The organism is Microbacterium sp. C23T, from assembly GCF_053345975.1.
On the sequence record NZ_JBKFBD010000017.1, the window covers coordinates 22,181 to 41,634 of the forward strand.

Annotated in this window: 20 protein-coding genes; 13 read left to right on the plus strand and 7 right to left on the minus strand. The window is 71.9% G+C overall.

Features of this window, described 5'->3' with window-relative positions:
- Positions 1–22: 22 nt before the first annotated feature.
- The gene (guaB1, locus tag ACLBXX_RS11165) at positions 23–1,480 is read left to right on the plus strand and encodes a GMP reductase (RefSeq protein WP_447658071.1); all 1,458 of its coding nucleotides are present in this window, start codon (positions 23–25) and stop codon (positions 1,478–1,480) included.
- A gap of 50 nt (positions 1,481–1,530) precedes the next feature.
- On the opposite strand, the gene ACLBXX_RS11170 is transcribed toward guaB1, so the two are convergent.
- Positions 1,531–2,406, minus strand: a complete 876-nt coding sequence (locus ACLBXX_RS11170; RefSeq protein ID WP_447658072.1) for an LLM class flavin-dependent oxidoreductase — start codon at positions 2,404–2,406, stop codon at positions 1,531–1,533.
- 134 nt (positions 2,407–2,540) lie between these two features.
- On the opposite strand from ACLBXX_RS11170, the gene ACLBXX_RS11175 reads away from it, so the two are divergent.
- Both ACLBXX_RS11175 and ACLBXX_RS11180 read left to right on the plus strand, forming a co-directional pair.
- Positions 2,541–3,869: a hemolysin family protein gene (locus ACLBXX_RS11175; RefSeq protein WP_447658073.1), complete on the plus strand. Its 1,329-nt coding sequence runs from the start codon at positions 2,541–2,543 to the stop codon at positions 3,867–3,869.
- Complete coding sequence (locus ACLBXX_RS11180; RefSeq protein WP_447658074.1) at positions 3,866–4,924, plus strand: hemolysin family protein; 1,059 nt, start codon at positions 3,866–3,868, stop codon at positions 4,922–4,924. Before ACLBXX_RS11175 ends, ACLBXX_RS11180 begins: the two co-directional genes overlap by 4 nt.
- Before the next feature lie 60 nt (positions 4,925–4,984).
- Here ACLBXX_RS11180 and ACLBXX_RS11185 read toward each other — a convergent pair whose 3' ends face one another.
- The gene (locus tag ACLBXX_RS11185) at positions 4,985–6,049 is read right to left on the minus strand and encodes an NADH:flavin oxidoreductase/NADH oxidase (RefSeq protein ID WP_447658075.1); all 1,065 of its coding nucleotides are present in this window, start codon (positions 6,047–6,049) and stop codon (positions 4,985–4,987) included.
- Between the two features lie 41 nt (positions 6,050–6,090).
- Between ACLBXX_RS11185 and ACLBXX_RS11190 the strand changes: the two genes are divergently transcribed.
- From ACLBXX_RS11190 to ACLBXX_RS11210, 5 genes are all read left to right on the plus strand, one after another.
- Entirely contained in the window at positions 6,091–6,954 is an 864-nt protein-coding gene (locus tag ACLBXX_RS11190; RefSeq protein ID WP_447658076.1) for an ADP-dependent NAD(P)H-hydrate dehydratase, read from the plus strand.
- A 35-nt stretch (positions 6,955–6,989) separates the two neighbouring features.
- Positions 6,990–8,201 (plus strand): hypothetical protein, encoded by a 1,212-nt coding sequence (locus tag ACLBXX_RS11195; RefSeq protein ID WP_447658077.1) that lies wholly within the window; start codon positions 6,990–6,992, stop codon positions 8,199–8,201.
- Between the two features lie 33 nt (positions 8,202–8,234).
- Positions 8,235–8,561, plus strand: a complete 327-nt coding sequence (locus ACLBXX_RS11200) for a thiamine-binding protein (RefSeq protein ID WP_447658078.1) — start codon at positions 8,235–8,237, stop codon at positions 8,559–8,561.
- 124 nt (positions 8,562–8,685) lie between these two features.
- The gene (locus ACLBXX_RS11205) at positions 8,686–9,870 is read left to right on the plus strand and encodes an MFS transporter (protein ID WP_447658126.1); all 1,185 of its coding nucleotides are present in this window, start codon (positions 8,686–8,688) and stop codon (positions 9,868–9,870) included.
- Positions 9,871–9,910: 40 nt separating this feature from the next.
- A complete protein-coding gene (locus tag ACLBXX_RS11210; protein WP_447658079.1) occupies positions 9,911–10,669 on the plus strand; it encodes an NUDIX hydrolase in 759 nt (252 codons plus the stop codon).
- 10 nt (positions 10,670–10,679) lie between these two features.
- On the opposite strand, the gene metX is transcribed toward ACLBXX_RS11210, so the two are convergent.
- Positions 10,680–11,885, minus strand: coding sequence for a homoserine O-acetyltransferase MetX (gene metX, locus ACLBXX_RS11215; protein ID WP_447658080.1), 1,206 nt, complete (start codon positions 11,883–11,885; stop codon positions 10,680–10,682).
- Between the two features lie 101 nt (positions 11,886–11,986).
- On the opposite strand from metX, the gene ACLBXX_RS11220 reads away from it, so the two are divergent.
- On the plus strand, positions 11,987–12,232 hold the full coding sequence (locus tag ACLBXX_RS11220; protein WP_447658081.1) for a hypothetical protein: 246 nt from the start codon (positions 11,987–11,989) through the stop codon (positions 12,230–12,232).
- 120 nt (positions 12,233–12,352) lie between these two features.
- Here the strand turns inward: ACLBXX_RS11220 and ACLBXX_RS11225 are convergent, their stop codons facing one another.
- Entirely contained in the window at positions 12,353–13,675 is a 1,323-nt protein-coding gene (locus ACLBXX_RS11225; protein ID WP_387146256.1) for a bifunctional o-acetylhomoserine/o-acetylserine sulfhydrylase, read from the minus strand.
- Positions 13,676–13,844: 169 nt separating this feature from the next.
- On the opposite strand from ACLBXX_RS11225, the gene ACLBXX_RS11230 reads away from it, so the two are divergent.
- The 4 genes from ACLBXX_RS11230 to ACLBXX_RS11245 are packed head-to-tail and all read left to right on the plus strand — an operon-like array spanning position 13,845 to position 16,839.
- Positions 13,845–14,633 carry an SDR family oxidoreductase gene (locus ACLBXX_RS11230; RefSeq protein WP_387146259.1) on the plus strand — a complete coding sequence of 263 codons (789 nt, stop codon included), beginning with the start codon at positions 13,845–13,847 and terminating at the stop codon, positions 14,631–14,633.
- A complete protein-coding gene (locus tag ACLBXX_RS11235) occupies positions 14,630–15,499 on the plus strand; it encodes a metal-dependent hydrolase (protein WP_447658082.1) in 870 nt (289 codons plus the stop codon). The genes ACLBXX_RS11230 and ACLBXX_RS11235 overlap by 4 nt, the downstream gene beginning before the upstream one ends.
- A 1-nt stretch (position 15,500) precedes the next feature.
- A complete protein-coding gene (locus ACLBXX_RS11240) occupies positions 15,501–16,193 on the plus strand; it encodes a uracil-DNA glycosylase (RefSeq protein ID WP_387146265.1) in 693 nt (230 codons plus the stop codon).
- A 34-nt stretch (positions 16,194–16,227) separates the two neighbouring features.
- Positions 16,228–16,839, plus strand: a complete 612-nt coding sequence (locus ACLBXX_RS11245; RefSeq protein WP_387146268.1) for a GNAT family N-acetyltransferase — start codon at positions 16,228–16,230, stop codon at positions 16,837–16,839.
- A 3-nt stretch (positions 16,840–16,842) separates the two neighbouring features.
- Here ACLBXX_RS11245 and ACLBXX_RS11250 read toward each other — a convergent pair whose 3' ends face one another.
- The 3 genes from ACLBXX_RS11250 to ACLBXX_RS11260 all read right to left on the minus strand — a co-directional run bounded on the left by ACLBXX_RS11250 (position 16,843) and on the right by ACLBXX_RS11260 (position 19,425).
- Positions 16,843–17,262, minus strand: coding sequence for a hypothetical protein (locus ACLBXX_RS11250; protein ID WP_447658083.1), 420 nt, complete (start codon positions 17,260–17,262; stop codon positions 16,843–16,845).
- Positions 17,240–18,316: a M4 family metallopeptidase gene (locus ACLBXX_RS11255; protein WP_447658084.1), complete on the minus strand. Its 1,077-nt coding sequence runs from the start codon at positions 18,314–18,316 to the stop codon at positions 17,240–17,242. The genes ACLBXX_RS11250 and ACLBXX_RS11255 overlap by 23 nt, the downstream gene beginning before the upstream one ends.
- A 374-nt stretch (positions 18,317–18,690) precedes the next feature.
- Complete coding sequence (locus tag ACLBXX_RS11260; RefSeq protein WP_447658127.1) at positions 18,691–19,425, minus strand: ABC transporter ATP-binding protein; 735 nt, start codon at positions 19,423–19,425, stop codon at positions 18,691–18,693.
- Positions 19,426–19,454: the final 29 nt, after the last annotated feature.

Below are 19,454 nucleotides of genomic sequence, written 5' to 3' on the forward strand. Positions count from 1 at the left end.
ACTGTCACTAACCTTGGCGGTCATGGAGTTCTACGGCGAAACACCCGACGTCGACCTGACCTACTCTGACGTCTTCCTCGTCCCGCGGCGCTCGGCGATCACGAGCCGCCTCGATGTCGACCTCGCTCCGGGCGACGGCACGACGGCCACCCTCCCGCTCGTCTCGGCGAACATGAACTCGGTCACGGGTGCGCGCCTCGCGGCCACGCTGGCGCGTCGCGGCGGCCTCGGAGTCCTCCCGCAGGACATGCCGCTGCAGGAGCTCGACGCCGCGATCCGCTGGGTCAAGGCGCAGCCGGTCGCGTGGGACACCCCGCTCGTGCTGCCGCCCGATGCGACCGTCGCCGACGCGGCGCGGCTGCTCCCCGCCACCGAAGGGCACGGCATCGTCGTCGCCGACGCCTCGTCCGGTCACGTCGATGCCGATGAGATCCTCGGCATCGTCCCGGCGACCCGACTCGGCACCGCCCTGCCCGACGCACGCCTGGGCGACCTCGCGCGTGGGCGCGCAGCATCCGTCGATGCCGATGACATCGAAAGCGCGCGCCACGCGTTCGACGTGATCGTCGCCGCCGAAGCCGAGACCGTGTGCGTGCTGCACCACGGGCACCTCGTCGGCACGCTCTCGCGCCGCAGTGCACTGCGCTCGACGCTGTACCGGCCGGCCGTCGACGCGTCGGGCCGCCTCATCGTCGCCGCGGCGGTCGGCATCAACGGCGACGTCGCGTCGAAGGCGAAGGCCCTCGCCGGCGCAGGTGTCGACGTCCTCGTCGTCGACACCGCCCACGGGCATCAGGAGGGCATGCTCCGGGCACTGCGGACCGTGGCCGACCTCGACCTCGGCATCCCCATCGCCGCGGGCAACATCGTCAGCGCCGAGGGCGTGCACGACCTCGTCACCGCCGGCGCCACCATCCTCAAGGTCGGCGTAGGCCCCGGCGCCATGTGCACGACGCGCATGATGACCGCCGTCGGCCGTCCGCAGTTCTCCGCCGTCCTCGAGACGGCCGAGGCCGCCCGCATCATGGGTGCGCACGTGTGGGCGGACGGCGGTGTGCGCTACCCGCGCGACGTCGCGCTGGCGCTGGCGGCGGGTGCGGCATCCGTCATGATCGGCTCGTGGTTCGCGGGGACCATCGAGGCGCCCGGCGAGCTGCAGATCGACGACGCCGGCCGGGCCTACAAGGAATCGTGGGGCATGGCGTCGACGAAGGCCGTGCACGAGCGCTTCGGGCGCCTCGATCCGTACGAGCTGGCGCGCAAGGAGCTCTTCGCCGAGGGCATCTCGTCGTCCAAGATCTACCTCGACCCCCTCCGCCCCGGCCTCGAGGACCTGCTCGACATGATCACGTCGGGTGTGCGGTCCTCCTTCACGTACGCGGGTGCCTCGACGGTTGGCGAGTTCCACGACCGCGCGCGCGTCGGCCTCCAGTCGGCGGCCGGCTACGAGGAGGGCAAGGCGCTGCCGGTCAGCTGGTGAGGATGTTCCGGATGCCGCGGCCCGCAGCATCCGTGATGCCGAAGGCTCTGTCAGCGCAGGCGGGCGAGTGCCCGCTCGTGGACGGCCGGGTCGGAGCCCATTCCGGCCGGTGACTCGGGTGCGTACACGACGAGCTCGGTGAAGCCGAGTGCGGCGGCGTGCTCGGCGGCCGCGAGGTACGCGTCGACGCTGGTCGTGGGGCGCACGCGGCCGAATCCCAGCAGCAGCGAGCGACGCACGGTCGACGGATCCCGGTCAGCGGTCCGGCAGGCCTCGTCGAACCCCTGCGCCTGCCGGGCGAGCAGCGCCCAGTACTCGTCGGCGTCGAGCTGTGTCGACCCGGGGCCGCCGTACGAGTTCCAGGTATCCGCGTACGCGGCGGCGAGCGCGAGCGCGCGGGGTCCGTGGGCGGCGAGCAGCAGCTCCGGGCGGTCGACCCCCTCGGGCGCCGGCAGCGTCTCGAGGCCGTGGAACGACGTCGTGCGGCCCTCCCAGTCCGTCGCCCCGCCGAGCGCCGCGCGGTAGCCGCGGACGACGTCCGCGAACCGCGCCGACATGTCCGCCGGCCGCTCCCGCACCCCGTGGTCGGCCAGCGCGCACGTCGGCGCACCCATGCCGAGCCCGAGGACCAGGCGACCGCCCGAGATGTCCTGCACGGTCATCGCGACGCGGGCGAGCGTGACCGGCGTGCGGAACACGGCCGAGGCCACGAGCGTGCCGAGGCGGATGCGCTCGGTGACGGCCGCCGCAGCCGTGAGCGTGGTGAAGGCCTCGCTCAGCCACATGCCCGGCGCCGTCGCGTGGGTGAGGTGGTCGTAGGTGTAGACGACGTCGTAGCCGACCTGCTCGGCCCAGCGGTACCACCGCTCCTGCTCGCGCCACGCTCCGACCGGGGGAATCACGAGGCTGATCCTGTCCAGTGCCATAGCGCCATGCTGGCACCGATCCCCAGGATCGTGCGGGGACGCCTGCCGTAGACTTGTCGCACGATGGACGACCCTCCTAGTTGCAGACAATCGCCCCACCGACCCTCCACCCCGATGAACGGGGGTGATGCGTGATGGATTACGTCATGTTGGGCGTGGGGCTTCTTCTCACAATCGGCACCGGCCTGTTCGTCGCGAGTGAGTTCGCGCTCGTGAACCTCGACCGGGCGGACCTCGAGTCCCGCCAGGCGGCCGGTGAAACCCGGCTCTCGCTGACGATCAGCGCGCTGCGCATCACCTCGACCCACCTGTCCAGCGCGCAGCTCGGCATCACCCTGACCACCCTGCTCACCGGTTACACGATGGAGCCGGCGATCTCGAACCTGCTCGCGCCGGTGTTCGACGCGTGGGGCATCCCGAGCGGCGTGTCACGCCCGCTCGCCGCCATCATCGGCGTCTCGATCGCGACCGTCTTCTCGATGATCATCGGCGAGCTCGTGCCCAAGAACTTCGCGCTGGCGGTCCCACGTCAGACCGCCAAGCTCGTCATGCCGTTCCAGGTGGCGTTCACGACGGTCTTCCGCCCCGCGATCGTCGTGCTCAACGGCAGTGCCAACGGCGTGCTGCGCTCCGTCGGCATCGAGCCGAAAGAGGAGCTCTCCGGTGCCCGCACCGCCGAGGAGCTCTCGAGCCTCGTCCGCCGCTCGGCGAGCGCCGGCGTTCTCGAGGAGGACACCGCGTCGCTCCTCGACCGCAGCCTCACCTTCGCGCGGCTCTCGGCGGCCGACGTCATGACGCCGCGCCCGAGCATCCACGCCCTCGCGGCCGACGACTCCGCCGAGGACGTCATCCAGCTCGCCCGGCGCACCGGCCACAGCCGGTTCCCCGTCTACGGCGAGGACATGGACGACATCACCGGCATCGTGCACCTGAAGGCCGCGGTCGGCGTTCCCCGCGAGCGCCGGGCCGACGTTCCCGCCGCCGCGCTCGCGACCGAGCCGCTGCGCTTCCCCGAGGCGGTCCACCTCGACGTGCTGGTCGCCGAGCTGCGTGCCCGCGGGTATCAGATGGCCGTCGTCGTCGACGAGTACGGCGGCACCGCGGGTGTCGTCACGCTCGAGGACCTCGTCGAGGAGATCGTGGGGGAGGTGCTCGACGAGCACGACCGTCGACGTGCGGGCATCGTGCGGCTCGAGGACAGCGTCATCTTCCCCGGCGAACTCCGCCCCGACGAGGTCCGCGACCGCACCGGCATCCGCATCCCCGAGGGCGACGTCTACGACACCGTCGGCGGGTACATCATGAGCGTGCTCGAGCGCATCCCGGCCGTCGGCGACGGCCTCGAGATCGAGGACGGAACCATCGAGGTGCAGCGCATGGACGGCCGCCGCGTCGACCGCGTGAAGTTCACGCCGACGCCGATGCCCCATGAGGACGCGACCGAGGGGGGTGATCGCCGATGAGCGACTGGGCAGGAATCGCCTGGCTGGTGGTGCTCCTCATCGCCAACGCCTTCTTCGTCGGCGCCGAGTTCGCCGTCATCTCGGCACGCCGCTCGCAGATCGAGCCGCTCGCCGAGAAGGGATCGCGCGCGGCCAAGACTGCGCTGTACGCGATGGAGCACGCGACGCTCATGCTGGCGACGAGCCAGCTCGGCATCACGATCTGCTCGCTGCTGATCCTGAACGTGTCGGAGCCCGCCATCCACCACCTGCTGGCCGAGCCCTTGGGGCTCACCGGCTGGTCGGAAGCCGTCGTCGACGGCGTCGCCTTCGCGGTGGCGCTGATCCTCGTGTCGTACCTGCACGTCGTGTTCGGCGAGATGGTGCCGAAGAACCTCGCGTTCTCGGTCCCCGATCGCGCGGTGCTGATGCTCGCGCCGCCGCTCGTGTGGGTCTCGAAGATCTTCCACCCGGTGATCGTCAGCCTCAACTGGATCGCGAACCACATCGTGCGCCTGTTCCGCGTCGAGCCGAAGGACGAGGCATCCTCGACCTTCACGCTCGAAGAAGTCGCCACGATCGTCAACCAGTCCCGCATCGAGGGCGTGCTCGACGATGCGTCGGGCACGGTGGCCGCGGCCGTCGAGTTCACCGACAAGAAGGCGGCCGATGTCGCGGTGCCGCTGTCGCAGCTGGTGACGCTCCCGGTGGTCACGACGCCCGACGAGATCGAGCGCGCGGTCGCCAAGCACGGCTTCTCGCGCTACGTGATCGTCGACGAGACGGGCCTGCCGCTCGGCTACGTCCACCTGAAGGACATCCTCCGGGCGGCGGAGGGACCGGATGCCGCGACCGACGTGGCGCTCCCGATCGCGACGAAGCGCATCCACCACATGGTGCCGGTGCTCGAGTCGACCGACCTGGAGGACGCGCTCGCCGTGATGCGCCGCGCCGGACGCCACCTCGCGCAGGTGCGCAACGAGGTCGGTGAGATCACCGCGGTGCTGTTCCTCGAGGACATCATCGAGGAGCTCATCGGCGAGGTGCAGGACGCCACACGCCGCCGCGGCTTCTGACGAACGAGATGAGCGGATGCTGCGGCCCGGGGCCGCAGCATCCGCTCATCGCGTTTCGTGTCAGAGGCGCGCGCGGAGGTACTGCGCCGGCCAGTAGTCGATGTCGGCGCCCAGCTCGGCGGCGGCACGCAGGCCGTAGTGCGGGTCGCGCAGCCACTCGCGGCCGGCCATGACCGCGTCGGCGAGGTCTTCGGCGAGCACCCGCTCCGCGTGGGCGGCGTCGTCGATCATGCCGACCGCGTTGACCGGAACGCCCGCCTCGCGCCGCACGCGCGCCGCGAGCTCGACCTGGTAGCCCGGACCCGTCGTGAGCCTCTGGTGGGCGACGAGTCCGCCGCTGGAGATGTCGAAGAAGTCCGCGCCGCGCTCCGCCGCCCAGCGGGCGACCGTCGCGGTCTCGTCGGGGTTCCAGCCGCCGTCGGCCCAGTCGGTGGCGGAGAACCGCACGATGACCGGAACGCGGGGCGCGGCCTCGGTCACCGCGTCCAGCACGCGCAACAGCAGGCGCGCGCGATTCTCGAGCGAACCGCCGTACTCGTCGTCGCGCAGGTTCGACAGCGGCGACAGGAACTGGTGCAGCAGGTACCCGTGGGCGCCGTGCAGCTCGAGCACCTGGAACCCGGCGGCGACGGCGCGGCGCGCGGCTGCCGCGAAGTCCGCCACGATGCGGTCGATGCCCGCGAGATCGAGGGCGACGGGCTCGGCGTAGCCGTCGAACGCGACCGCCGACGGGGCGACGGTGGTCCACCCGCCGTCGTCCGCGGCGACGGAGCCGCGGCGGCCGGAGAACGGCGACCAGGTCGACGCCTTCCGCCCGGCGTGGGCGAGCTGTACGCCCGCGACCGCGCCGCGGCTGCGGATCGCGGCGACGATCGGCGTCCATGCGGCCTGCTGCGCGTCGTTCCACAGCCCGGTGTCCTCGGGTGAGATCCGGCCCTCGGGCGACACCGCCGTGGCCTCCGCCATGATGAGCCCCGCGCCGCCCGACGCGAACTGCGCGAGGTGCGTGTGGTGCCACTCCTGCGGCACCCCGTCGACCGCGCTGTACTGGCACATCGGCGAGACCCAGAGGCGGTTGCGCACCGTGACGTCGCGCAGGGTGAGGGGGCTGAAGAGGCGGCTCATCGGGTCTCCGGATCGGATCGGGTGGGCGGTACTGTGGCCGCATGGTGAGGACGTGGACGCGCGCCGATGCCGCTTGCGCCCTGCGGAGGCCAACCGCCGACGACGACAAGTATTCCCGAGGCGTGCTCGGCATGCGGACGGGCTCCGAGGCCTATCCCGGGGCGGCGGTCCTGGGCGTCGAGGCCGCGTGGCGCACCGGCCTCGGCATGGTGCGCTACCTCGGACCCGACCGTCCGACCGGCCTGGTGCTGGCACGCCGGCCCGAGACGGTGACCGCCGACGGGCGCGTGCAGGCGTGGGTGATCGGATCGGGAACGGATGCCTCGGCCCGCACTCCGTCCGACACCGCGGCGCTGCGCGCGCTGCTCGCCGACACCGATCCGGTCGTCGTCGACGCCGGGGCGCTGGACCTCGCCGCCGAGGCCACGGCGCCCCGCATCCTCACGCCGCACGACCGCGAGCACGCACGCCTGCGCTCGGCGCTGGGCCTCGGGCATGCGCCGGCCGACCGCGTCGCTGCCGCCCGAGAGACCGCCGAGGCCACCGGCGCCGTCGTCCTGCTCAAGGGCGGCGTGACCGTCGTCGTGGCGCCCGACGGCTGGGCGGCGACGGTCGAGTCCGGCACGCCCTGGCTCGCCACCGCGGGGACGGGCGATGTGCTCGCCGGCGTCATCGGGGCTCTGGTCGCGGGAGCGATGGCGCAGAACGGGCGCACGGATGCCGCGGCCCTGGCTGCGCTCGCCGCATCCGGCGCGTGGCTGCACGGGCGGGCGGGGGCGATCGCCGCGCAGGGCGCGAGCATCGCGGGCACATCGAGCTCTCCGCCGTTCGGCGACGGGCCGATCACGGCGCTGGATGTCGCGGACGCCCTTCCTCGCGCCGTGGCCGAGGCACTGAGCCGTTGACGGAAGGCCGCGCTTCTCGTCCCTAGGATGAAGGGGTGTTGCGGCGGACGTGGGTGTGGGTCGCGTTCGTCCTCGTCCACGCGCTGGTCATCTGGCTCGGCTTCTTCGACGACCACGCCGCCTCGTGGGATGTCGATCAGCTGTACCGCTGGTGGGCCGGCCTCACGCTCAGCGGCGATGCGCTCCCCGGCATCACCGAGGACTGGATCTATCCGCCCCTGGCGCACCTGCCGATCCTCCTCGTCGGGGCGTTCCGCGGTGTCGTGGACTACACCCTGGGCTGGGGACTGCTCGTGACGGCGCTCGATGCTGCGGCCTTCGCGGTGCTCGTCGGCCGGGGGCGCTCGCGCGGACGCATGATCGCGGCGTGGTTCTGGCTGGCGGCGATCCTCGCGCTCGGCGGCGTCGGCATGTTCCGGCTCGACGGCGTGACGGTGCCGATCGCGGTCGCCGGCTCGCTCTGGCTCGTCGGCCGACCGTGGCTCGGCTCGGTGCTCCTCGCCGTGGCCACCTGGATCAAGGTGTGGCCGGCGGCCCTGCTCGCCGCCGCGGTGATCGCGGTGCGCCGCAGGCTCGCGGTCGTCGGGGGAGCGGCCGCGGTGTCGGCAGCCGTCGTGGGGGTCGTCCTGCTCGCCGGCGGCGGCCCGCACCTGCTCGGCTTCGTGGGCGATCAGACCTCGCGGGGCCTGCAGATCGAAGCGCCGGTGAGCAGCGCGTACCTGCTGCTCGCCCTGGCGGACGTGCCCGGTGCGCGGATCTTCTATGACCCCGACCTGATCACGTTCCAGATCACCGGCCCGTCAGTCGACACCGTCATCTCGCTGATGACCCCGCTCCTCATGCTCGGGATGCTCGCGATCGCGGTGATCGGCGCCGTCAAGGCATGGCGCGGGGCGTCCTTCGTCGCGCTCTTCCCGCCGCTGGCGCTCGCGCTGGTGCTCGGCTTCATCGTCCTCAACAAAGTGGGGTCGCCGCAGTACATGACGTGGCTGATCGCGCCGGTCATCGTGGGTCTCGCGATCGATCGGCACCGGTGGCTGCGCCCCGCCGTGCTCACTGTGGTGATCCTCGCCCTCACCCAGTGGCTCTTCCCGTTCGCCTACGACTGGCTTCTCGTGCTGTGGCCGGCGGCCGTCCTGCTCGTCGTGCTGCGCAACATCATGCTGCTCGCGCTGTTCGCGTGGGTCGTGGTGCGTCTGGTTCGGCTCCCGGCGCGCCAGCGGGTGCGGCTGCGCGTGTCAGAGTAGACCTCGTCCCCCCTCGAGATCACGGAGGTCCCCATGCTCGTCGCCTTCTCTGTCGCCCCCAGCGGAACCGGCCGCGCGGACGGTTCGGTGCACGACGCCGTTGCCGCCGCGGTGCGGATCGTGCGCGACAGCGGTCTGCCGCACCGCACGACCTCGATGTTCACCGAGATCGAGGGGGAGTGGGACGAGGTCTTCGGCGTCGTCAAGCGCGCGACCGACGCCGTCGCACCGTACGGCTCCCGGGTCTCGCTCGTGCTCAAGGCCGACATCCGCCCGGGCTACGCGGGCGAGCTGGACGGCAAGATCGAGCGACTCGAGGCCGCGATCGACCGTCAGGAGGGCGACGCCGACGCGGGGTGAGCTCTGCCTCCCGACGCGTTCATGACGCTGCGCGTCGACGGCGTCCCGAATCGATTCGACAGGATGCCGCGGCCGACGCTAGCATGACGCCGTGACCTCCTCGAATCTGACGAGGGGGGCGGCGATGTGGGCGCTCCTTTCCCTCGCCGTCGGCAGCTTCGGCATCGGCATGACCGAGTTCGTCGTCATGGGCCTGCTGCCGAACATCGGCTCCGACCTGCTTCCGTCGCTCTGGCAGCTCCGCCAGGAGGACGCGATCTACCAGGCCGGCTGGCTCATCTCGCTCTATGCCCTCGGTGTCGTCGTCGGTGCTCCGACGATCGCCGGTGCGGTCGCGAAGTATCCGCGCCACCGCGTGATGATCGGGCTCGCGCTCGCCCTCACGGTCTTCAACGCGCTCACGTTCCTGGCGCCGACGTTCGAGTGGGTCGCGGCATCCCGGTTCCTTGCGGGGCTCCCGCACGGCGCGTACTTCGGCATCGGGGCGCTCGTCGCCGCGGACGTCCTCGGGCCGGGCAAGCGGGCGAAGGGCGTGGCGTTCGTGCTCACCGGCCTCACGGTCGCGAACGTCGTCGGTGTGCCGCTGGGCACCTACCTCGGCCAGCAACTGGGGTGGCGCGCGGCCTTCATGGTCGTGGCGGGCATCTTCGCGGCGGCCACGGTGCTCATCGCGTTCTTCGTGCCCGAGCATCCGGGCGATCCGTCCCGCACGCTGCGCGCCGAGCTCAAGGTGTTCCGCATCGGTCAGGTCTGGCTGGCGCTCGGCGTGGGCGCGATCGGCTTCGGCGGGTTCTTCGCCGTGTACAGCTACGTCGCGCCGCTGGTGACCGAGGTCGCGGGCTCGCCGGAGTGGGCCGTGCCGATCGTGCTCGTGCTCATCGGGCTGGGCATGACCGTCGGCAACCTCGTCGGCGGCCACCTCGCCGACGTCGACCTGAAGCGGACGCTCATCGGGGGTCTCGTGGGGCTCGCGGCGGTGCTCGCACTGCTCGCCCTGACCGCGCAGTGGATCTGGGCGCTCGCGTTCTTCGTGTTCGCGGTGGGGTTCGTGGCGTCGGCGCTGAGTCCCACGATCCAGACGCGGCTGATGGATGTCGCGCAGGACAACCAGTCGATCGCCGCGGCGCTGAACCACTCTGCGCTCAACATCGGCAACAGCCTGGGCGCCTTCCTCGGCGGTGTCGTCATCGCGGCCGGATGGGGCTTCGGCGCACCCGCGTGGGTGGGCGTGGGCCTTGCTCTCGCCGGGCTGGTGCTGGCGTCGGCGAGCCTGATGCTCGAGCGGCGCCGCGTGCCCGTCACAGTCTGAGCTCCGTGCCGCGGGCTCCGGCGATGGATAGAGTGTGCGGATGCCGGAACCGACGCCGTCCGCCGACCGCGCCCTGCAGGCGCTGAGCGACTCGATCGGCGGCGCTCGCACGCGCCGCCCCGAGGACGCCACCGACCCGGCCATCCCCGTCGCCGCGACCGTCGTGCTGCTGCGCGACGGCGACGACGGGCTCGACGTGCTGATGATCGAGCGGCCGGACCGCGGGTCTTTCGCCGGTGCGTGGGTGTTCCCCGGGGGCAAGCTCGAAGACGCGGACCGGGGCGCCGACGGCGAACCGGAGGAGACCGTCGCCCGTCGCGCCGGCGTGCGCGAGACGCACGAGGAGACCGGACTCGCACTCGACGCGGACGCGCTCGTGACCTTGTCTTGCTGGGACCCGCCACCGGGCCTCGCGCTGCGAATCCGCACGTGGTTCTTCGTCGCGCCGGCCGCGGCGGGCGCCCTCACGCTGTCGGCCGACGAGGCGGTCGCCGCCGAGTGGCTGCGCCCCGCCGACGCGCTCGCGCGACACGGGCACGGCGGGTTGACGCTGTATCCGCCGACGTGGGTGACCCTGCACGGCCTGGCGGCGCACGCCGACGTCGAGTCCGTGATCGGGGCCGCGCGCCTCGGTGGCGTCGAGCGTTTCGAGACGGTCGCACGCCGCGGCGGCGAGGGCCCCCTCCTCATGTGGCAGGGGGACGAGGAATGGGAGGCGGACGCCGAGGGCGCAGCATCCGGCTCCCGTCATCGCCTCGAGATCGGCGCCCTCCCGTGGCGCTACGAGCGCACGGACTGAGACCGGAGGGTCAGGCTTCGAGCAGCCGTCGCAGGTGCGCCCCGACGGCGTTCGTCTCGATGAGGAATCCGTCGTGGCCGAAGTCGCTCGACAGCACCACGGCGCGATCGCCGTCGAGCGTGCTGCGGATGCCGCGTGCGATGCGGTGCTGACCGTCGATGGGGAAGAGCCGGTCGCTGTCGATGCCGAGCACCAGCGCCTTGGCGGTGATGAGGGCGAGGGCGTCCTCGACGCCGCCGCGGTCGCGGCCGACGTCGTGCGAGTTCATCGCCTCGACCAGCGTGATGTACGAGTTCGCGTCGAAGCGGCGCGTGAACTTGTTGCCGTGGAAGTCGAGGTAGGACTCGACGGCGAAGCGCCCGCCGTGCCCGAGCGGGCTCACCCCGGACTGCCACGTGCGCTGGAAGCGCTGGTTGAGCTCGGTGGGGGAGCGGTAGTTGAGGAGCGCCATGCGCCGGGCGAGCGCGAGCCCGCGGTTCGGACCGTCGCCGTCGCCCGCGTCGTAGTACTCGCCGCCCTGGAACCGCGGATCGATGCGGATCGCCTCGAGCTGCACCGAGTTGAGCGCGATCTGGTCGGCGGTGTTCACGGGCGGCGCCGAGAGGACGGCGACCCGCTCCACGCGCTCGGGGCGCGAGATCGCCCACTCGAGGGCGTGCATGCCGCCCATCGATCCGCCCACGACGGCCGCCCACACGTCGATGCCGAGGGCGTCGGCCAGGCGCACCTGGGCGGCCACCTGGTCGCGGATCGTCAGATACGGGAAGCGTGACGCCCACTCGTAGCCGTCGGGACCGATGGATGCCGGACCCGTCGAGCCCTGGCATCCGCCGAGCATGTTCGGGGCGACGACGAACCAGCGATCGGTGTCGATGGGAGCCCCGGGACCGACGATGTCGTCCCACCAGCCCGAGGTCGGATGCCCCGCGCCGGCCGGGCCGCGCACGTGGCTGTCGCCGGTGAGGGCGTGCAGCACGAGCACCGCATTGTCGCGCGCGGCGTTGAGCTCGCCCCAGGTCTCGTACGCGAGGCGGTACGCGGGAAGCTCGCGGCCGCCCTCGGTGCAGAACGCCCCGAACGCCGCGAAGTGGCGCTCGCCCACGGGATCGCCGTCGCGCCACGCGCCGGTCGCCGGAGGGCGGCCCAGCAGCAGGCGCGCGTCGGCCTCCGTCACGGGCGCGCTGGGCACCGTGTCTTCGGAGGTCTGCCAGTCCATCCGTCCATTCTCGCCTGAGCATGCGTGGTGGTGCCGTCTGTTACACCGGGACCGGTGGCGCGCGTCATCGGGCGTGCACGCCCGCATGGCAGAATGCGCGCATGTCCACCGCTGAGCCCTTCATGCCCGCCCACGAGCCCCGCCCGGCGGTGCCGCCGCAGGAGCACGACCTCGATCACGACACCGACGTCATCTTCGACGAGGCCGATGATTCCGCAGCCGCGGGGGAGCCGTGGCACACCGAGGGCGCACCCACGCTGCCGCGCCCGGTTCCGGGCACGCACCTCTCCGCGGAGGAGCTGGCGGCCGACTTCGCGGCGGACGAGCCCGACACCGATCAGGAATGACGGTCCCCACGCCCCCTCCACGCAGCGCTGGCGCGCTGCGCGGAGCCTCCGGGCGCGTGGGCCCAGCCCCGGCCCGGCGCAGTGCGCCGGGCCGGGGCATCCGAATCCCGAGGAGGGGGATCAGGCGCGAGCGGCCTCCGACACGCGGCGCGCCGCGGCGAGTGCCTGCTCGAGGTCGGCCTTGAGGTCGTCGATGTTCTCGAGACCCACCGAGAGGCGCACGAGGCCCGGCGTGACACCGGTCGTGAGCTGCTGCTCGGGCGTGAGCTGCGAGTGCGTCGTCGAGGCGGGGTGGATGACGAGCGAGCGCACGTCGCCGATGTTGGCGAGGTGGCTGAAGAGCGTCAGCGAGTTGACGAACTCGCGGCCCGCCTCGACGCCGCCCTTGAGCTCGAACGACAGCACCGCGCCGACGCCCTTCGGAGCGTACGTGTTGGCGGCGGCGTACCACGGCGACGTCGGGAGGCCCGAGTAGTTGACCGAGGCGACGTCGGAGTGGTTCTCGAGCCACTCGGCGATCTCCTGCGCGTTCTGCACGTGGCGCTCGACGCGCAGCGAGAGCGTCTCGATGCCCTGGATCAGCAGCCACGCGCTGTTCGGCGAGATGGCCGAGCCGAGGTCGCGGAGCAACTGCACGCGGGCCTTGATGATGTAGGCGAGGCCGTCGCCGACCGCGGCCGTGTAGGACGCGCCGTGGTACGACGGGTCCGGAACGGTGAGACCCGGGAACTTGTCGACGTTCTTCGACCACTCGAACGTGCCGCCGTCGACGATCACGCCGCCGATGGTGGTGCCGTGGCCGCCGAGGAACTTCGTGGCCGAGTGGACGATGATGTCGGCGCCGTGCTCGAACGGCTTGATGAGGTACGGAGTCGCGATCGTGTTGTCGACGATGAGCGGCACGCCGCTCTCGTGGGCGGCGTCGGCGACGCCGCGGATGTCGAGCACGTTGATCTTCGGGTTGCCGATGGTCTCGGCGAAGAACAGCTTCGTGTTCGGGCGGACCGCGCGGCGCCACTCCTCGAGGTCGTCCTGATTCTCGACGAACGTGACCTCGATGCCGAGCTTGGCGAGCGTGTACTTGAAGAGGTTGTACGTGCCGCCGTAGATCGAGCTCGATGACACGATGTGGTCGCCGGCCTCGGCGATGTTGAGCACCGCGAACGTCGCCGCAGCCTGGCCGCTCGCGAGCAGCAGGGCGCCGGTGCCCCCCTCGAGCGCGGCGAGGCGCTCCTCGACGACGGCCTGCGTCGGGTTCTGGATGCGCGTGTAGATGTTGCCGAACTCGGCGAGCGCGAAGAGGTTGGCGGCGTGGTCCGCGTTGTCGAAGACGTACGACGTGGTCTGGTAGATCGGCGTCGCGCGAGCCTTGGTCACCGGGTCGGGCTGAGCCCCCGAGTGGATCTGCTTGGTCTCGAAACGCCAGTTCTCGGGTGCGGACATGGCCTGCTCCTGCGGGATCGGATGCCGGGAGCGTGCCCCCCAGCCGGGTTCGAGAGTACGGAGAACCCGGGGTTGTCAACAACGTGGGGGAAATGTGACGTAACGCGGTCGGGGCCCGGAATCCCGGTCGGGGAGTGCCGTCGGGCGCGACGTGGGTAGCGTTGTGGTCATGGCGAACAGACGTGCAGTGGTGACCGGGGCGAGCTCGGGGATCGGCGAAGCGGCGGTGCGAGCGCTGCGTGAGACCGGATGGGACGTGGTCGGCGTCGCCCGACGCGCCGATCGGCTCGCCGCCCTGGAGACCGAGACGGGCGCCGTCGCGTTCGCGGCGGACCTCACGGCGGACGCCGACGTCGAGGCGCTCGCCGCCTTCCTGGCGGATTCCGGCCCCGTGCACGCCCTCGTCCACGTCGCCGGCGGCGCACGCGGCACCGACCGCGTCGAGGACGGCCGCGTCGAGGACTGGCAGTGGATGTTCGACGTCAACGTGCTCTCGGCACAGCGGCTGGTCGCAGCGCTGCTGCCGCAGCTGCGCCGGGCCGCGGCATCCGATGGTCACGCCGACACGCTCTTCGTCACCTCGACCGCCGCGCAGACCGCGTACGCCGGCGGCGCCGGCTACAACGCCGCCAAGGCCGGCGAGGCGATGATCGCGCACGCGCTGCGGCTCGAGCTGAACGGCGAGCCGATCCGCGTGATCGAGGTGGCTCCGGGCATGGTGCACACGCCGGAGTTCACCCTCAACCGCCTCGGCGGCGACAGCGCGGCGGCCGAGCGCGTGTACGACGGCGTCGAGAACCCGCTGACCGCCGACGACGTGGCCGACGTCATCGCATACGCGCTCAATGCGCCCGGCCACGTCAACCTCGACCTCATCACCATGCGACCGGTCGCGCAGTCCGCCCAGTTCCTGCTCGCGCGCGGCCCCCTGCGCGCACGCGGCACGGAGGAGCTGTGACCCTCGCCGACGGCACTGTCGTCACCTATCCGGCCGGCGCCACCTCCTCCCGCGGCACGGTCGTCCACGTCGCCGACGCCGGCGACGGGCGAACGGCCGTCGTCCTCGACCAGACCGCGTTCCACCCGATCGACACCGCGTGGCCCGATCAGCCCGCCGACCGCGGCACGCTGGGCGTGGGCGGCGCCGCGCTCGCCGTGGTCGACGCCGTCGTCGGCGCGACCCAGGGTGACGGGCTGCTGCTCGGCCCCGACGTTCCCGTGCGCACGGGAACGGAGGGCTGGACGTTCGTCGTCGCCCACCTCGTCGAGAACGGCGCCGCGATTGCGCCGGGCGACACGGTGGACGTGACAGTGGATGCCGCCTACCGCGCCGCGCTCTCGGCGGGTCACACCGCCTGTCACCTGGCTTCTCTCGCGCTCGACGCGGCACTCGCCGGCGCGTGGCGCAAGGAGGCGCCGACCGACGCGCTCGGCGCTCCGGCCTTCGACGCCCTCGCGATCCAGCAGTCGCGCATCCTGCCGGACGGCTCGCGCGACGTCTACCGCATCGGCAAGTCGCTCCGGCGCAGGGGGTTCGATCCCGATGTGCTCGCCGACCTCGACACCCTGGCGGCACGGGTGGACGCGCAGCTTGCGGACTGGATCGCCGCGGGCGGCGCGGTGCGCATCGAACGCGACGGCGACACGCTCGCCGACCGCCGCACGTGGGTGTGCGAGCTGCCGGGCGCCGAGGCGAGGATCCCCTGCGGCGGTACGCACGTCGCCTCGCTCCACGAGCTGTCGGCGGCGACCGTGGCATTCACGTCCGCGCCCGTCGAAGGTGGCCTCGAGCTCGTCATGATCACCACGGCGGAACGTGCCTGAGATGGCGATGACGCTGCCCGAGCTCGCCGACGCCGGACTCATCGACCCGGAGTGGTCGGCGGCGCTCGCACCCGTCGCTCCCGACATCGCCGCGCTCGGCGAGCGGCTCCGCGCCGAGGTCGCCGCCGGACGCCACTATCTGCCCGCCGGCGACCGCGTGCTGCGCGCGTTCCAGCGCCCGCTGCCCGACGTCAAGGTGCTCATCGTCGGGCAGGACCCGTACCCCACGCCGGGGCATCCGATCGGGCTGTCCTTCGCCGTCGACGCGCACGTCCGGCCGCTGCCGCGCAGCCTCGGCAACATCTACCAGGAGCTCGAGTCCGACCTGGGCATCCCGCGCGCCCCGCACGGCGACCTGTCGGCGTGGAGCGATCAGGGCGTCATGCTGCTGAACCGGGTGCTCACGGTCGCGCCCGGAGCGCCGGCATCCCATCGCGGCTGGGGCTGGGAGAAGGTGACCGAGCACGCCATCCGCACGCTCGTCGCGCGCGACAGGCCTCTCGTGGCGATTCTGTGGGGACGGGATGCCGCGAACCTCCGACCGCTCCTCGGCACCACGCCGATCATCGAATCGCCGCATCCGTCGCCGCTGTCGGCGAGCCGCGGGTTCTTCGGCTCGCGACCGTTCTCGCGTGCCAATGAGCTGCTCGCCCAGCAGGGCGCCGACCCCGTCGACTGGCGGCTGCCCGCATAGGGCGCCGGCCGACCGCAGACATCCAGGAGAAGCCATGCTCGAAGAGGAATACGAGAAGGATCGCCGCAAGCTGCCGCGCCACCTGCAGCGGCAGCCCGAGCCCGAGCGCGGGTTCTCGTTCACGATCCGGCCCGTCGAGGATCGCGACATCCCCGACATCCGCGAGATCTACAACTACTACGTCACCAATTCGGTCGTGACCTTCGACGAGGACGTGTGGTCGGTGGCACAGTGGCGCAAGAAGCGCGACGGCCTCGAGAAGCAGGGCCTCCCGTTCCTCGTGGCAGAGTCGCCGTCGGGCCAGATCCTCGGGTACGCGCTCGTGCAGCCGATGTCGAGCAAGTCCGCGTACCGGTTCTCGGTCGAGAACTCGATCTACCTCGGCCAGGCCGCGACCGGCAAGGGGCTCGGCCGCGCGTTGCTCGAAGCCCTCATCGAGGCGTGCGAGGCGGCCGGGATCCGGCAGATGGTCGCCGTGATCAGCGACAAGGGCGCCGAAGGGTCGGTCGCCCTGCACGAGAAGCTGGGCTTCGTCGAGGTCGGCCGCATGGGCCGCGTCGGCTTCAAGTTCGGCCGGTGGCTCGGGACGATCTACATGCAGAAGGCGCTCAAGCCGGCGAAGAAGAAGGGTCTCTTCACGCGCTGAGCGTCAGCGGCGCGGCTGATCCGCGTCGGCGCTCTGCCGGCTCCAATCGCGCACGGCGTCGACGAGTTCGCGCCAGGCGCCCACGACCTCGTCGTCGAGCAGCTCTGCCTCGAGGGGGCCGGTCCCCGACCACGTCGCGCGGATGAACCACACGAAACCGTCGGGCGTCGGCTCGCCGCGCCGCGCCGGGCGCGGGGGAGCGGTGGCGACCTCGTCGCCGGGTTCTTCGTCTGCGGCGCTGCCCGCTTCGCTCCACGGGCAGCGGTCGATGAGGGTGATCCACTCGGATGCCTCCGCCTCGGGCGGCTGCGCCGACCACCGTCGCGTCATGCCGGCGATGCCGCCGGTGCGCGCGACGTCGACCTCGACCGCGGGCGGCGCCGCGGAAGGTGCGGTCGGGTCAGGACTCGGCTTGTCTGTCATCCGGGATCACGCCGACGCCTGTCCACCCGGCGCGGACGGCGGCGACCTCCTCCGACTCCTCACCGTACTCCGCTGCCGCCGCGGCGAGGGTGGCGCGTGCGAAGGCGGTGAATTCGGCCGTGGACGGGAGGGTCCCGGACGTCAGCGTGCGATACCAGATGAGCCCGGCGTGCTCCCACGCATGGCCGCCGAGCGCCTTCGCCGTGAGGTAGAACGCGTGATTGGGGATGCCCGAGTTGATGTGCACTCCGCCGTTGTCGTCGCGGGTCTCGACGTAGTCGCGCATGTGCGCGGGCTGCGGGTCCTTGCCGAGCACATCGTCGTCGTACGCCGTGCCCGGGGCCTTGAGCGATCGCAGCGCGACGCCCTGCACGGCGTCGGTGAAGATCCCCTCGCCGATGAGCCACGTCGCCTCGTCGACCGTCTGCCCATCGCGGTGCTGCTCGGCCAGGGCGCCGAAGACGTCGGCGATCGACTCGTTGAGTGCGCCGGACTGGCCGCGATACAGCAGGCCGCCCTCGTCCTCGATCACGCCGTGCGCGAGCTCGTGCGCGATCACGCTGAGCGACCGGGTGAACCCGCGGAACACCTCGTCGTCGCCGTCGCCGAACACCATGCGCTCGCCGTTCCAGAACGCGTTGTCGTAGTCGCGGCCGTAGTGGACGGTCGCCAGGAGCGAGCTGCCCGAGCCGTCGATGCTGTCGCGGGCGTACGCGTCCCACCAGAAGTCGTACGTGGCGCCGAGCCCGTCGTACGCCTCGTCGACGGAGGCGTCACCCGTCGCCGGGTCGTCCTCGCCGCGCACCCGGGTGCCCGGCAGCACTTCTCGGTGCTTCGCGTCGGAGATCTCGCGGTCGGGTGCGGGCGTCGCCTCGGCGACGAGCGTTCCCGGCTCCTGGATCGACAGGCGCAGGCGCGAGCGCACCGGACGGTACTCGCGCGGCGCCGCGAGGGTGCGGTGCGCCGCGTCAGCCGCACGAGCCCAGTTCTCCTCCTGCACGGCGGCGATGCGGGCGAGCAGGTACGGGGGGACGATTCCGGGGCTCGTGCTCATTCTCCGAACCTATCCGCGGCCGCCGACCTCCCCGCTCCCCACCACGGCGAGTCAGCCCCCAGCTCGACCCGCGCCTCACTCCGTCACCCTTTTGGCGAGTCGCCACGGATGACCGCTCGGCTCGCCTCTCTTGGCGGGTCGCCAGAAGTTGCGCGCCCTCCGGTCTTGGCGATTCGCCAAAACCGCGGCCGATGGACGCCGGCGTTTGGCGAGTCGCCACGGATGACCGCTCGGCTCGCCTTCTTTTGGCGGGTAGCCAGAAGGTGCCGGCCCTCCGGTCTTGGCGAGTCGCCAAAACCGGGGGCGATAGACGCCGGTTTGTGGCGAGTCGCCGTGACCGGCGAAAGGACCAGGTCAGCAGGCAGAACTTGCGACTACCTGCCGTTCTCGATGACGGGGATGGACGCCAGCAGCCGCCGCGTGTACGAGACCTGGGGCTGCAGGAGCACCTTCTCGGTCGGGCCCTCCTCGACGATCCGGCCGTCCTTCATGACGACGACCTCGTCGCACAGGTTCTGCACGACGCCGATGTCGTGCGACACCATCAGGAGCGTCAGGCCGTCGCGCACGCGCAGCTCGCCGAGCAGTTCGAGGATCTGCGCGCGGACCGTGACGTCGAGCGCCGACAGCGGCTCGTCGCCCACCAGGAGGCGCGGGCGGTGCACGATCGCACGAGCGAGCGCGATGCGCTGCCGCTGGCCCCCCGAGAATTCGTGCGGGAAGCGGTCGGCCATGCTCGCTTCGAGGCCGACGTCGTCGAGCACCTCGCGCACGCGGGCGCGGCGGTCGCCCTCGATCCCGAGCGCCCACAGCGGCTCGCCCACGATGCGTCCGACGCTCATGCGCGGGTCGAGCGACGCGTAGGGGTCCTGGAAGACGATCCCGGTCTGCCTGCGCAGCCAGTGGAGCGACCGTGCAGAGGCGCTGGCGTCGACCGGTCGCCCGTCGAACTCGAGGGTGCCCGCGGAAGGCGTGTCGAGGGCCAGCAGCAGGCGGACGAGCGTCGACTTGCCGGAGCCCGATTCGCCGATGAGCCCGACCGCAGAGCCCTCGCGCACGTCGATGTCGGCGTCCTCGAGTCCTGTCGTGAACGCCTGCTTCTCGAACAGGTGCGTCTTCGGCGTGGGGTAGCGGCGGG

Excerpts from the sequence above, each read along its gene's own strand:
- guaB1 (WP_447658071.1), top strand. The coding sequence starts at position 23 with ATGGAGTTCTACGGCGAAACACCCGACGTCGACCTGACCTACTCTGAC.
- ACLBXX_RS11170 (WP_447658072.1), bottom strand. The coding sequence starts at position 2,406 with ATGGCACTGGACAGGATCAGCCTCGTGATTCCCCCGGTCGGAGCGTGG.
- ACLBXX_RS11175 (WP_447658073.1), top strand. The coding sequence starts at position 2,541 with ATGGATTACGTCATGTTGGGCGTGGGGCTTCTTCTCACAATCGGCACC.
- ACLBXX_RS11180 (WP_447658074.1), top strand. The coding sequence starts at position 3,866 with ATGAGCGACTGGGCAGGAATCGCCTGGCTGGTGGTGCTCCTCATCGCC.
- ACLBXX_RS11185 (WP_447658075.1), bottom strand. The coding sequence starts at position 6,049 with ATGAGCCGCCTCTTCAGCCCCCTCACCCTGCGCGACGTCACGGTGCGC.
- ACLBXX_RS11190 (WP_447658076.1), top strand. The coding sequence starts at position 6,091 with ATGGTGAGGACGTGGACGCGCGCCGATGCCGCTTGCGCCCTGCGGAGG.
- ACLBXX_RS11200 (WP_447658078.1), top strand. The coding sequence starts at position 8,235 with ATGCTCGTCGCCTTCTCTGTCGCCCCCAGCGGAACCGGCCGCGCGGAC.
- ACLBXX_RS11205 (WP_447658126.1), top strand. The coding sequence starts at position 8,686 with ATGTGGGCGCTCCTTTCCCTCGCCGTCGGCAGCTTCGGCATCGGCATG.
- ACLBXX_RS11210 (WP_447658079.1), top strand. The coding sequence starts at position 9,911 with ATGCCGGAACCGACGCCGTCCGCCGACCGCGCCCTGCAGGCGCTGAGC.
- metX (WP_447658080.1), bottom strand. The coding sequence starts at position 11,885 with ATGGACTGGCAGACCTCCGAAGACACGGTGCCCAGCGCGCCCGTGACG.
- ACLBXX_RS11220 (WP_447658081.1), top strand. The coding sequence starts at position 11,987 with ATGTCCACCGCTGAGCCCTTCATGCCCGCCCACGAGCCCCGCCCGGCG.
- ACLBXX_RS11225 (WP_387146256.1), bottom strand. The coding sequence starts at position 13,675 with ATGTCCGCACCCGAGAACTGGCGTTTCGAGACCAAGCAGATCCACTCG.
- ACLBXX_RS11230 (WP_387146259.1), top strand. The coding sequence starts at position 13,845 with ATGGCGAACAGACGTGCAGTGGTGACCGGGGCGAGCTCGGGGATCGGC.
- ACLBXX_RS11240 (WP_387146265.1), top strand. The coding sequence starts at position 15,501 with ATGGCGATGACGCTGCCCGAGCTCGCCGACGCCGGACTCATCGACCCG.
- ACLBXX_RS11245 (WP_387146268.1), top strand. The coding sequence starts at position 16,228 with ATGCTCGAAGAGGAATACGAGAAGGATCGCCGCAAGCTGCCGCGCCAC.
- ACLBXX_RS11250 (WP_447658083.1), bottom strand. The coding sequence starts at position 17,262 with ATGACAGACAAGCCGAGTCCTGACCCGACCGCACCTTCCGCGGCGCCG.
- ACLBXX_RS11255 (WP_447658084.1), bottom strand. The coding sequence starts at position 18,316 with ATGAGCACGAGCCCCGGAATCGTCCCCCCGTACCTGCTCGCCCGCATC.